The sequence below is a fragment of the Erwinia phyllosphaerae genome (genome assembly GCF_019132875.1).
Lineage (GTDB): Bacteria > Pseudomonadota > Gammaproteobacteria > Enterobacterales > Enterobacteriaceae > Erwinia > Erwinia phyllosphaerae.
In genome coordinates this window covers 1-12,879 of the sequence record NZ_JAHSPF010000011.1, presented here as the reverse complement: position 1 = coordinate 12,879, position 12,879 = coordinate 1, and the positions used below count along the sequence as shown (strand labels likewise).

Annotated in this window: 12 protein-coding genes; 3 read left to right on the top strand and 9 right to left on the bottom strand. The window is 54.1% G+C overall.

Features of this window, described 5'->3' with window-relative positions; translation table 11 throughout:
* Positions 1-259: 259 nt before the first annotated feature.
* Both uvrA and KUE00_RS17545 read left to right on the top strand, forming a co-directional pair.
* Positions 260-3,088 (top strand): excinuclease ABC subunit UvrA, encoded by a 2,829-nt coding sequence (uvrA, locus tag KUE00_RS17550; protein WP_246761285.1) that lies wholly within the window; start codon positions 260-262, stop codon positions 3,086-3,088.
* Positions 3,089-3,525: 437 nt separating this feature from the next.
* Positions 3,526-4,578 (top strand): NAD(P)-dependent alcohol dehydrogenase, encoded by a 1,053-nt coding sequence (locus tag KUE00_RS17545; RefSeq protein ID WP_246761284.1) that lies wholly within the window; start codon positions 3,526-3,528, stop codon positions 4,576-4,578.
* Positions 4,579-4,781: 203 nt separating this feature from the next.
* On the opposite strand, the gene KUE00_RS17540 is transcribed toward KUE00_RS17545, so the two are convergent.
* The 8 genes from KUE00_RS17540 to dnaB all read right to left on the bottom strand — a co-directional run bounded on the left by KUE00_RS17540 (position 4,782) and on the right by dnaB (position 10,873).
* A complete protein-coding gene (locus KUE00_RS17540) occupies positions 4,782-5,111 on the bottom strand; it encodes an MmcQ/YjbR family DNA-binding protein (protein WP_246761283.1) in 330 nt (109 codons plus the stop codon).
* Between the two features lies 1 nt (position 5,112).
* The gene (locus tag KUE00_RS17535) at positions 5,113-5,529 is read right to left on the bottom strand and encodes a secondary thiamine-phosphate synthase enzyme YjbQ (protein WP_246761282.1); all 417 of its coding nucleotides are present in this window, start codon (positions 5,527-5,529) and stop codon (positions 5,113-5,115) included.
* Between the two features lie 99 nt (positions 5,530-5,628).
* A complete protein-coding gene (locus KUE00_RS17530; RefSeq protein WP_246761281.1) occupies positions 5,629-5,919 on the bottom strand; it encodes an AzlD family protein in 291 nt (96 codons plus the stop codon).
* A complete protein-coding gene (locus KUE00_RS17525) occupies positions 5,916-6,653 on the bottom strand; it encodes an AzlC family ABC transporter permease (protein ID WP_246761280.1) in 738 nt (245 codons plus the stop codon). The genes KUE00_RS17530 and KUE00_RS17525 overlap by 4 nt, the downstream gene beginning before the upstream one ends.
* A 139-nt stretch (positions 6,654-6,792) precedes the next feature.
* Positions 6,793-7,986, bottom strand: coding sequence for an amino acid aminotransferase (locus tag KUE00_RS17520; protein WP_246761279.1), 1,194 nt, complete (start codon positions 7,984-7,986; stop codon positions 6,793-6,795).
* Between the two features lie 68 nt (positions 7,987-8,054).
* Positions 8,055-8,669 carry a YitT family protein gene (locus KUE00_RS17515; protein ID WP_246761278.1) on the bottom strand — a complete coding sequence of 205 codons (615 nt, stop codon included), beginning with the start codon at positions 8,667-8,669 and terminating at the stop codon, positions 8,055-8,057.
* Between the two features lie 245 nt (positions 8,670-8,914).
* Positions 8,915-9,385 carry an Lrp/AsnC family transcriptional regulator gene (locus tag KUE00_RS17510; protein WP_246761277.1) on the bottom strand — a complete coding sequence of 157 codons (471 nt, stop codon included), beginning with the start codon at positions 9,383-9,385 and terminating at the stop codon, positions 8,915-8,917.
* Between the two features lie 72 nt (positions 9,386-9,457).
* Positions 9,458-10,873: a replicative DNA helicase gene (dnaB, locus tag KUE00_RS17505; RefSeq protein WP_246761276.1), complete on the bottom strand. Its 1,416-nt coding sequence runs from the start codon at positions 10,871-10,873 to the stop codon at positions 9,458-9,460.
* Positions 10,874-10,965: 92 nt separating this feature from the next.
* On the opposite strand from dnaB, the gene KUE00_RS17500 reads away from it, so the two are divergent.
* Positions 10,966-11,946, top strand: a complete 981-nt coding sequence (locus KUE00_RS17500) for a quinone oxidoreductase (RefSeq protein WP_246761275.1) — start codon at positions 10,966-10,968, stop codon at positions 11,944-11,946.
* Positions 11,947-12,188: 242 nt separating this feature from the next.
* On the opposite strand, the gene pspG is transcribed toward KUE00_RS17500, so the two are convergent.
* Positions 12,189-12,419 (bottom strand): envelope stress response protein PspG, encoded by a 231-nt coding sequence (gene pspG, locus KUE00_RS17495; RefSeq protein WP_246761274.1) that lies wholly within the window; start codon positions 12,417-12,419, stop codon positions 12,189-12,191.
* Between the last annotated feature and the right edge of the window lie 460 nt (positions 12,420-12,879).

The window sequence follows — 12,879 nt, the reverse complement described above, 5'->3', positions numbered from 1 at the left end:
CCCCACCGGGAGTTAATACCCAGAGATCCCGCTTTACGAGGCGGATCGCAAAGGCTCGCTCCCGGAGAGAGCTTAAACGCCAGGCGTCTAAGCGGGCTGGCAAATTTCCTGCCGCAGCCTGGCCGCGCCAGCATCCTGTGACGCATTATACATCAAACCACTGTATATCCATTCAGGTTTTTTTGTGCCATACTAACAGGCTTAATTCTGGCCGTGCCGGACCGGCATGGTGACGTCCGTGTTAATCCGGGAATTGTGAATGGATAAGATCGAAGTACGGGGTGCTCGCACCCATAATTTGAAGAATATCAACCTGATCATCCCTCGCGACAAACTGATCGTTGTTACCGGCCTGTCAGGTTCGGGCAAATCCTCGCTGGCGTTCGATACGCTATATGCTGAGGGACAGCGTCGCTATGTGGAGTCGCTTTCCGCCTATGCGCGTCAGTTTCTTTCGCTGATGGAAAAACCGGATGTCGATCATATAGAGGGGCTGTCGCCCGCGATTTCTATCGAACAGAAGTCAACGTCGCATAACCCGCGCTCTACCGTCGGCACCATCACGGAAATCCATGACTACCTGCGCCTGCTGTTTGCTCGCGTGGGCGAACCTCGCTGCCCGGACCACGACGTTACGCTGGCGGCGCAGACGGTCAGCCAGATGGTGGACAACGTGCTGTCAGAGCCGGAAGGCCGCCGCCTGATGCTGCTTGCGCCTATCGTCAAAGAGCGTAAGGGCGAGCACACCAAAACGCTGGAAAACCTGGCTTCTCAGGGATATATCCGTGCGCGTATCGACGGCGAGGTTTGCGATCTCTCCGATCCGCCCAAGCTGGAGCTACAGAAAAAGCACACCATTGAAGTCGTTATCGACCGCTTTAAGGTACGCGAAGACCTGAAACAGCGCCTGGCGGAATCGTTTGAAACGGCGCTGGAACTTTCGGGCGGTACGGCGGTGGTAGCCGATATGGACGATCCACAAGCGGAAGAGATGATCTTCTCCGCTAACTTCGCCTGCCCGATTTGCGGCTACAGCATGAGCGAGCTGGAGCCACGCCTGTTCTCGTTTAACAACCCGGCGGGCGCGTGCCCAACCTGTGACGGGCTGGGCGTGCAGCAATATTTCGATCCGGATCGCGTAGTGCAAAACCCGGAGCTGTCGCTGGCGGGCGGCGCAATCCGCGGCTGGGATCGCCGTAACTTTTACTATTTCCAGATGCTGCGCTCGCTGGCCGAACATCTGAACTTTGACGTTGAGGCGCCGTTTGACTCGCTGAGCGATAAAGCACGCAAGATCATTCTGTACGGCTCCGGCAAAGAGAGCATTGAATTTAAGTACATTAACGATCGCGGCGATACGTCCGTTCGGCGTCATCCGTTTGAAGGCGTGCTGCATAATATGGAACGCCGCTATAAAGAGACGGAATCTAACGCCGTGCGTGAAGATTTGGCGAAGTTTATCAGCAACCGCGCCTGCGCTACCTGTGAAGGTACGCGCCTGCGTCGCGAAGCGCGCCACGTTTACGTTGAGAACACCACGCTGCCGACCATCTCTGATATGAGCATCGGCCATGCGATGGAATTTTTCCAGAACATGAAGCTCAGCGGGCAGCGCGCAAAAATTGCTGAAAAAGTGCTGAAAGAGATTGGCGACCGCCTGAAATTTCTGGTTAACGTAGGGCTGAACTATCTGTCGATGTCCCGCTCTGCCGAAACGCTGTCGGGTGGCGAAGCGCAGCGTATCCGCCTGGCCAGCCAGATCGGTGCCGGACTGGTCGGCGTGATGTACGTACTGGACGAGCCGTCAATAGGCCTGCACCAGCGCGATAACGAGCGCCTGCTGGAAACGCTGGTTCATCTGCGCGATCTTGGCAACACGGTTATCGTGGTTGAGCATGATGAAGATGCGATCCGCGCCGCAGACCACGTGATAGATATCGGGCCAGGCGCTGGCGTGCACGGTGGCCAGGTGGTGGCAGAAGGCACGGTTGACGACATCATGGCGGTAAAAGAGTCGCTGACCGGCCAGTATCTGAGCGGCGAGCGCGGCATTCGGGTGCCTGAAGAGCGCGTCAAGGCGGATGCCAACAAGGTACTTAAGCTGAGCGGCGCCAAAGGTAATAACCTGAAAGACGTTACGCTGACGCTGCCGGTTGGCCTGTTCAGCTGCATTACCGGCGTATCGGGTTCCGGCAAGTCGACGTTGATTAACGATACGCTGTTCCCGATTGCTCAGCGTCAGCTAAACGGCGCTACCATCGCCGAGCCTGCACCCTATCGTGAAGTCAGCGGCATGGAGCATTTCGATAAGGTTATCGATATTGACCAAAGCCCCATCGGCCGTACGCCGCGTTCTAACCCGGCCACCTACACCGGCATCTTTACGCCAGTGCGTGAACTGTTCGCGGGCGTGCCGGAGTCGCGTACGCGCGGCTATACGCCAGGCCGCTTCAGCTTTAACGTGCGCGGCGGGCGCTGCGAGGCCTGCCAGGGCGACGGCGTGATTAAGGTAGAGATGCACTTCCTGCCGGATATCTACGTACCGTGTGACCAGTGTAAGGGCAAGCGCTATAACCGCGAAACGCTGGAAATTAAGTACAAAGGCAAGAGCATCCATCAGGTGCTGGAAATGACTATCGAAGAAGCACGCGAATTCTTCGATGCCGTACCTGCGCTGGCGCGTAAGCTGCAAACGCTGATGGACGTGGGGCTTTCCTATATCCGCCTCGGTCAGTCTGCTACTACGCTGTCGGGCGGTGAGGCGCAGCGCGTGAAGCTGGCTCGCGAGCTGTCGAAGCGCGGCACCGGTCAAACGCTCTATATTCTTGATGAGCCGACCACGGGCCTGCACTTCGCCGATATCCAACAGCTGTTGGCCGTTCTGCATCAGCTGCGCGATCAGGGCAACACCATTGTGGTAATTGAACACAACCTTGACGTGATCAAAACCGCCGACTGGATTGTTGACCTGGGACCGGAGGGCGGCAGCGGTGGCGGCCAGATTCTGGTTTCCGGCACGCCGGAAACGGTGGCGGAGTGCAAAGAGTCGCATACCGCACGCTTCCTGAAGCCTTTACTGGCAAAATAAGCGCTACAGCGTGGGCAGATTGCTGCTCACGCTGGTTTTCCCTGAGCGCCCGCTGGCGGGTTTAGATTCTGGCACTGGCTTAGATTCAGGCTTTGACCTGGGCGTTGGCTTCATCTGGACTTTCGCTTTGGCTTTATCTGCCCTTTAGCTTCCGTTGTGATTTTGTCTTTAGTTCGGGTTCCCGACTCTGCCGCACCGTTTTATAACCGCGCTTTTTCTACTGCAATTTCTTCCTTCTCTACGATAAACCTCTGCGATTTTTCCCAAAATTATGCTCTTTCAACCAAAGGTTTGCAGGATTGGGCAAGATTTAAAGAGGTTCCGGCATACCTCTGTACGGCGATGACCATTATGCTTAACGGGCTGCTGTTGACGGTTTTCTTACGCGGCATCAGCATTTTTCCGTACGCTTTGCCATTCCCTTTACAGGAGAGATCATGAACATTACCCATGCTTATGCCGCGAAAAGCGCCGATTCCAGACTCGCGCCGTTTGAGTTCCAGCCGCGCGAACTGCGTGAGCACGATGTACAGATCGAAATTCTTTACTGCGGCGTCTGCCATTCCGACCTGCATCAGGCCCGTAACGAGTGGAAAAACACGATTTTTCCGGTCGTTCCTGGCCATGAAATTGTTGGCCGCGTTACCGCCGTCGGCAGCCATTCGCACAAATACAAAGCAGGCGATCTGGTGGGTGTAGGTTGTCTGGTTGATTCCTGTCGTACCTGCGATAACTGTAAAGAAGACCTGGAGCAGTATTGCGAAAATGGCTTTACCGGCACCTATAACGGTGAAGATCGTGAAACGGGTGATATCACCTACGGCGGCTACTCAACCCAGATCGTTGTGAACGAAGATTTTGTGCTGCGCGTTCCGGAAAATCTGGATCCTGCCGGTGCCGCCCCGCTGCTTTGCGCCGGTATCACGACTTTTTCACCTTTAAATCACTGGGGCGTAGGCCCGGGTAAAAAAGTGGGTATTGTGGGCCTGGGCGGCTTAGGCCATATGGGCGTGAAGATTGCGCATGCGATGGGCGCGCACGTCGTGCTGTTCACCACTTCTCCTTCTAAAGTGGAAGACGGTAAGCGTCTGGGCGCGGATGAAGTCGTTATCTCCAAAGACCCGGAGCAGATGGCGCAGCATACCAACAGCTTCGACTTTATTCTGAATACCGTTGCGGCCCCGCACGATCTGAACCCGTTTATCAGTCTGTTGCGCCGGGACGGCACGCTGACGCTGGTTGGCGCGCCGGAACATGACCATCCATCACCGCAGGTGTTTAACCTGATCTTTAAGCGTCGCAGCGTGGCTGGCTCACTGATTGGCGGCATTAAAGAAACGCAGGAGATGCTGGATTTCTGCGGCAAGCACAATATCACCTCCGATATTGAGATGATCAAAATGGATGAAATCAACGAAGCCTACGAGCGCATGCTGAAAAGCGACGTGAAATACCGCTTTGTGATTGATATTGCTTCGCTGCGCGGCTAGTTTCCCGCCAGATTTTTAACGAAGTAACGTTGTTATAGCCTGTTGGCCCGGTAAATGCTGTAAGCAGCGTCCGGGCCATAGCGGGCGGGACTGGTGTCGGTACAGCCAGTCTCTGCGTCATGCCGGCTGCAAAAGTGATAAAGCAACGCCGGGCGGATGCCATCTTGCACAGGCAATAACGCAGCGCCAGTTCGCATGCTTTCCTATGCCGTCTTCGTTTCCAGCGCCTGCTGAAGCGAGGCATCCACCAGATAGTAAATCTGTGAGTCCTTCAGCGACCCGTCGAGCAGCACGGTGCTCCAGTGCGATTTGTTAAGGTGTTCGCTGGGTACAACATCATCATGCTTTTCACGCAGTAAATCCGCCAGCGCAGGCGTTGCTTTTAGCGCCACGGCAGGCCGTCCGTTGACCTCATGCACCATCGCAAACAGCACGTCATCCACTTTAATTTGCGTTGCCTTCCAGTTGCTATTAACAGTTTGCTCCGCTCCCGGCTTATCCATGCAGTAAGACAGAAGATCCGATACGTTCATGTTATTCCCCTTGTAGCGTAGCGATAATGCGGCGACTGCCGCCTTGATTACGATGCTCGCCCAGCCAGATGCCTTGCCAAGTGCCCAGCAGCAATTTCCCACGGCTTACCGGCAGCGTTAGCGAAACGCCCAGCGATGAGGACTTGATATGCGCTGGCATATCGTCTGCGCCTTCGTAATCGTGTTCATAACGTGCATTTTCCGGCACCTGACGCAGAAAATGGTTTTCCATATCGCTTCTGACCGTAGGATCGCAATTTTCATTCAGCGTCAGCGAGGCGGAGGTATGCTGCAACAGCAGATGCAACAGCCCTACCTGTACATCGCCAAGTCGTCGCAGCTCCTGCGTTATTTCATCCGTAATCAGATGAAAACCTCGGGTTTTAGGGTTCAGGGTAAGCGTTTGCTGATACCACATTGTGATGCTCCTTAGCTGAGTGAGTCCCGTTAAGTGTGCAGCAAGCGGCCAAAAGGTAAACCCGAAACGGCAAAAAGAGTGCTGCTCTGACTCAATGGTTTAAAGCAGATGACGTAACAAAGCCGTCGCTACTACGCTAATCACTACAACAGGTAACAGGGAAAAGCGCATCGCAGCCAGCAGAGAAATAGCTAACGCCAGCAGATCTGCCGGACTGGTCGTCACAAAGTGAGGCGCAACGATCGTAATCAGGACACAGCCGGGCGCGGCTTCCATGATTGCTTTGGTACGGGCGCTAAGCACTCTGTCACGCAACAACAGGTAGCCCGCGATACGCGTCAGATAAGTAGTTGCGGCCATTAATACAATAGTCAGTAACGTCAGGCTCATGAAACTTTCCTGTTCAGCAGCAGGATGGCAATAATGCCGCTGGCCGCGCCAACCGGCACGTAGGCGGCACCGGGAAAATAGTGATAGGTTGCGCCTGCGCAAATCAGGCTTACCAGCCACGGCAAACCGGAGCGAAAGCCTTTCCACATACCTTTCAGCAGAACCAGAAAAACGGCCGGAAACGCCATATCAAACCCCCAGCGCGTGATATCCCCTAACACTGGCCCAACAATTACGCCCAGCCCGGTGGCAAATATCCATGTAAACCAAAGCGACCCCGCCACACCGGCATAAAAACCCGTATTGAACGAAGGATAAAGGCCTGCCGCTCTGCGTCTGGCGACATCCGTTATGCTCATAGCCCAGCTTTCATCACACATCAGGAAAAGCGCGAAAAGCGCTTTACGCGGCGGCAGATGTGCCAGAGAAGGAGCCAGCGCCGCGCCCATCAACAGATGGCGGCTATTGACCAGCAGAGTGACCAGCACAATAGTCAGCAGAGGCGGTGGCGAAGCCCACAGCGCTACAGCCGCAAACTCCGAACCGCCAGCGAAGTTTAGCCCTGTCATTAACGTCAGGTTAAACAGCGAGAACCCCTGCTGCTGCGCCTGCGCACCAAGCAAGAGACCAAATGGCAGTATGCCAATAAGAATGGGAAGAGTGGCAAGCATGCCACGCCATACTTCTTCAGAAAAAGAGCGTTCGGACAACGCCTGAGAGTTGCTGCTGGACATAAACGGTCTCCGTATGAGCCGTTTAGTATATAAAAATTGTATGAGGTTGGGTTGTTATCGTTCGGTTAATATTTATCGCCGTAGGCCGGTGGGGACGAGAAAAGATGGCCACAGTCAGAACGACGGTGGCCAGAAAAAATTACATCACCGCAGCAAAAGCCTCGGCAACCTGATGCACGTTATCACTGTTCAGGCCAGCCACACACATACGTCCGCTGGCGATCAGGTAGATACCGAACTCGTCGCGCAGGCGATCGACCTGCGCCGCGCTCAGGCCGGTATAGCTGAACATGCCGCGCTGCTTTAACAGATAGTCAAAGTTTTTGCCCGGCACCGCCGTAGTCAGCACGTCCACCAGCGCCTGACGCATCGTGGAAATACGCACGCGCATCGCCTCAACTTCCGCCAGCCAGTCCGCTTTCAGCTGTGCATCATTCAGCACGCAGGCAACGACCTGTGCGCCAAAGTTTGGCGGGCTTGAATAGTTGCGGCGCACGGTAGCTTTTAACTGACCAAGCACGCGGGAGGCTTCTTCTGCATCCTCACAGACCACGGACAGGCCACCGACGCGCTCGCCATATAGCGAGAAAATTTTAGAAAAAGAGTTGCTGACCAGCGCAGGCAAACCGGCGGCGGCAATAGCGCGGATCGCATAGGCATCCTCTTCCATTCCGCTACCAAAACCCTGATAGGCGATATCCAGGAACGGGATAAGGTCGCGCTCTTTTAGCACTTCCGTCACGTTGTCCCACTGCTCGTTAGTCAGATCGGCACCGGTCGGGTTATGACAGCACGGATGCAGCAGTACGATACTCTGCGGCGGCAGCGTTTTCAGCGCGGCAACAAGCTCTTCGAACTTCACGCCGTTAGTGGCATCGTCATACCACGGATAGGTATTTACCTGGAAACCTGCGCCGGAAAAGATGGCGATATGGTTTTCCCAGGTTGGGTTACTGACCCAAACCTGAGATCCCGGAAAATAGGCCTTCAGGAAATCAGCGCCAACCTTCAGCGCGCCGGAGCCGCCAACGGTCTGGATGGTGGCGATACGTCCCGCTTTCAGTGCCGGATGATCCTGACCAAACAGCAAAGGCGCTACCGCACTGCGATATGCCGGCAAACCTTCCATCGGTAAATAGAGAGAGGCGTCGTGCGCCTGGGCATTCAGACGTGCTTCTGCGGCGGCAACCGCCTTCAGCTGTGGGATAACGCCCTGTCCGTCATAGTAAAGCCCGATACTCAGGTTAACTTTATGCGGGCGCGTATCCTGCTTATAGGTTTCCATCAGGGAAAGAATTGGATCGCCAGCGTAGGCGTCGACGTTTTGAAACACGGTGAAAATCTCCATTGATAAGTTAGGTCAGGCTGCCACGGCAACGGACGCCTTGCCTTTGTCATTCTTCAGACAGAATAGCGGCCAGGACGGTGGTTCATCGCAATAATCAGATTGAGGATCGCTGCGCCCGCGATGGAGGCCGCCAGCATCGGCAGCGACACCACAAACAGCGAGGCCAGCACCACGCAGGTATCAACCGCCATTTGCAGCTTTCCGGCACGGATACCGTAACGATCCTGCAGCCACAGCGCCAGAATATTTATGCCGCCCAGGCTAGCCTTGTGCCGAAACAATACTATAAACCCGACGCCCATGACGACGTTACCGAACAGTGTCGCATAAAAGGGATCCAGCGCGGAAAAATGGATAAAAAGCGGATGCAGGTGGCTGAACAGCGACACCAGCCCAACCGCGCAAAAGGTTTTGACCGTGAAAGCCCAGCCCATTCTGCGTGCAGCCAGCCAGTAAAACGGCAGATTAATCAGAAAGAAAGCCACGCCAAAAGAAGTATGGGTCAGATAGCTGATAAGAAAGGCGACACCGGCGGTGCTGCCGGTTAACGCTCCGGCGCTTTTCAAAAGCATCACGCCAAAAGAAACCATTAACGTGCCAAACAGTAGTGCAAGCGCATCTTCGACAAAGGTATGCGGGATGCTGGCGGGCTGAACGACATTATCCATGATGCTGATCCTCCGGGAAATAACCTTATTTCCAGCAAAAAGCGCACCACTTTACCCATGAAAAATCTATATTTTCAAAGGATTGATTAACTTACTGATAAACCAGCAATTAAATTTTCTGCTTTGTGCATGGAAACACTGAAAAACAGAAATGACGTGCATGAAATTTGCTTTTACTGCACAGATTACGCATTAGGCCAGGTTTACGTGCACCAGATTGATCCACAGCGCCCCGAAACAGCTCTTTAAGCACAGCCTGGCGTCATCATGCCGTTTTCTTTCAGACGGCTAAGCACCACGGACGTTTTCACATGCGACACGCTTTTGTGCCCCGCCACCAGCTGGCTGATTAAAGCGCTTAAACCTGCCAGATCGGCCACGGCGACCTTTAACAGATAGTCAGCGTCGCCCGTGGTTTTATAGGCGTCCACAATAGCTGACTGCCCGGCGACCATATGGTGGAAGCTGTCGACGTACTCTTCGGTGTGGTTGATAAGGCGAACTTCGATCAGGCCAATCATGCCCAGGCCAACCGCATCGGGCGATAGCCGGGCATGGTAGCCGAGGATCAGCCCGGCCTGTTCAAGATTGATACGACGACGGGAGCATTGGGAAGCAGAAAGCCCGACTAAATCGCTCAACTCCTGATTGGTCAGGCGGCCGTTGCTTTCCAGTAAGGTCAATATCTTGAGATCATAATCATCAATCTGGGTCATTATTCGTCCGGCGGCTAAGCATTTCCTGCCGGACAGATAACCCCAGTTGCCGCTCTGTTGTCCAACACTATTTTATTCGTCGTCGTACTGCGGCCCGGCGTAGTTGTCAAAGCGCGACCACTGGCCGTTAAAGGTCAGGCGGACCGTCCCGATAGGACCGTTACGCTGCTTGCCCAGAATGATTTCCGCAATGCCTTTCAGATCGCTGTTCTCGTGATAAACCTCGTCACGATAGATAAACATAATCAGGTCGGCATCCTGCTCGATAGAGCCGGACTCACGCAGATCCGAGTTGACCGGGCGTTTATCCGCACGCTGCTCAAGAGAACGGTTAAGCTGCGACAGCGCCACCACCGGCACCTGCAACTCTTTAGCCAACGCCTTTAGCGAGCGGGAGATTTCTGCAATTTCCAGCGTACGATTATCGGAAAGCGCCGGCACGCGCATCAGCTGCAGGTAGTCGATCATAATCATGCTCAGCCCGCCGTGCTCGCGGAAAATACGGCGCGCGCGCGAACGTACTTCCGTTGGCGTCAGGCCGGACGAATCATCGATAAACATGTTCTTTTTCTCCAGCAGAATACCCATCGTGCTGGAGATACGCGCCCAGTCCTCGTCGTCGAGCTGGCCGGTACGAATACGTGTCTGATCGACGCGCGAAAGGGAAGCCAACATACGCATCATCAGCTGTTCGCCGGGCATCTCCAGGCTGAAGATCAGCACCGGTTTATCCTGCAGCATCGCCGCATTTTCGCAGAGGTTCATGGCAAATGTGGTTTTACCCATCGACGGACGAGCCGCGACAATAATCAGATCCGAACGCTGCAGGCCAGCGGTTTTCTTATTCAGATCCTGATAACCGGTATCCACGCCGGTTACCCCATCGTGCGGCGTCTGATAGAGCGATTCGATCCTGGAGATCGTCGCTTCCAGAATTTGATCGACGCTTTTTGGCCCTTCATCCTTGTTGGCGCGATTTTCTGCGATCTGGAAAACGCGTGATTCGGCCAGATCCAACAAGTCTTCACTGGAACGACCCTGCGGATCGTAACCGGCATCAGCGATCTCATTTGCCACCGCGATCATTTCGCGGACAACTGCACGTTCACGCACGATATCGGCATAGGCACCAATATTCGCCGCACTTGGCGTATTTTTAGATAGCTCGGCCAGATAAGCAAAGCCGCCAACCATGTTCAGCTCGCCCTTGGTTTCCAGGGATTCTGAAAGCGTGATCAGATCGATAGGCTTGCTCATTTCCAGCAGGCGCTGCATTTCGCTGAAGATCATGCGGTGCGGACGACTGAAAAAGTCCTGCGCCACCACGCGCTCGGACACGTTATCCCAGCGTTCGTTATCCAGCATCAGTCCGCCCAACACGGATTGCTCCGCTTCCAGAGAATGGGGCGGCAGCTTCAGCCCTTCCATTTGCCGGTCGCGCGGCTCACGGTTTTCATTGGATTTGTTGGTGGGTTTATTTCCTGCCATAGTGATGTAATACCTTGTGTGGGGACGCGCCAGTATACCCGTTTGGCGACCTTTCGTCCTCCCCGAATGACGCCGAATCAACAGGAGTGACCATGCCAAAACGTATACAAATCAGCCAGCACGGCGGGCCGGAAGTGATGCAGGTGATTGACGTTGCCATGCCTGAACCAGCGGCGGGCGAAGTGGTAGTTGAGAACAAGGCCATCGGCATCAATTACATTGATACCTATGTACGCAGCGGGCTTTATCCGGCCTCTTTGCCCTGTGGACTGGGCACGGAAGCGGCAGGCATAGTAAAAAGCGTGGGTGAAGGCGTGACGATGGTAAAAGCGGGCGATCGCGTGGTCTATGCACAATCTGCTCTCGGCGCTTACAGCGAGTATCATGCCGTTGCAGCCGATAAGCTGGCTATCTTGCCTGACAGTATCTCTTTTGAACAGGCGGCGGCTTCGTTTCTGAAAGGCCTGACCGTACATTATCTGCTGCGCCAGACTTATGTCGTGCAGCCGGATGAAACTTTCCTTTTCCAGGCGGCGGCCGGCGGCGTGGGACTGATAGCCTGCCAGTGGGCGAAAGCGCTGGGCGCGCATCTGATAGGCACCGTAGGCTCGGCGGAAAAAGCGGCCAGAGCGCAAGAGGCTGGGGCCTGGGCCACCATTAACTACCGTGAAGAAGACGTAGCGAAACGCGTGCTGGAACTGACCAACGGCAAGAAAGTGCGCGTTGTTTACGATTCGGTAGGTAAAGATACCTGGGAAGCTTCTCTGGACTGCTTACAGCGGCGGGGTTTGATGGTCAGCTTTGGCAATTCGTCAGGCCCGGTTAGCGGCGTAAATCTGGCCATTCTTAACCAGAAAGGTTCGCTGTATGTTACCCGTCCCTCTTTGAACGGCTATATCACTACAGCGGACGCGTTGACTCAGGCCAGCAACGAGCTGTTTTCGCTGATTGCCAGCGGCGCGATTAAGGTAGATGTGCCGGAGCAGCAGAAGTTCGCGCTGACGGATGCTCAGCAGGCGCATAAAACGCTGGAAAGCCGCGTCACGCAGGGTTCCAGCCTGCTTATCCCCTGATTCGCTTCTCGCGTTTCAGATGCCGGAAATAAGCTGGGCTTCCCGAAGGAAGCCCATTTTTCTTTTTTATAGTTCGCGCTGTTTGTAGGGTCAGCGGCGATGAATTTTGGAAATTCAGTGGAGCCATCCTGGCAGAATTGATAAGTAAAAAATATGCTTAATTGCAAAATCATCTATGAAAACTGTCAGGTTGTGATCGATACCGCATTACAGTCTGCAACTTTGTCGACAACGCATTGATATTAGCGAGATATCCAACGCTTTGTTGTTGCCGACGGCTTTTTATAGGCGCGATAAATCCATACAACGGCCACGGCAAGCGCCAGCCATGGCAGCATTTTAACCACCATCATTAGCAATCCCGCAAACATCATCACCACGCTGGCAACGATTACCGCCAGGATAATACCCAGTAGAGAAACGCCGGTGAGTTGCAGCATGACAAAGAAGCCGAGAACAAAGAAAATTTCCATTAGCGTACTCCTGATTAAAGATATTCTTCTTTATTACAAGATGCGTGCCAGGTTTCTGTTTATCTAAGATATTGAAAATAATGCGGATAATGAAAAGGACTACCGGCGACGTAGTCAATATCGTCACTACCTGGCGCGATATTGACCAGGTTTTGAGAAAACAGATTGTCTGGCACCGAGCCCGAGGTCTTGCTTAACGGACTTAGTCGCCTGACCAGCAACAATAGCCGTAGCACCCATAACGATTCACAGGCTAACAGCGATGCCACATTAATACTTATAGCGACTCAGCCGCTTAACCAGTAACAAGAGCTACAGCACACGTAACGATTTACAGGCTAATAACGATGCCGCATTAATACTTACAGCGACTCAGCCGCTTGACCAGTAACAAGAGCTACAGCACACGTAACGATTTACAGGCTAATAACGATGCCGCATTAATACTTACAGCGACTCA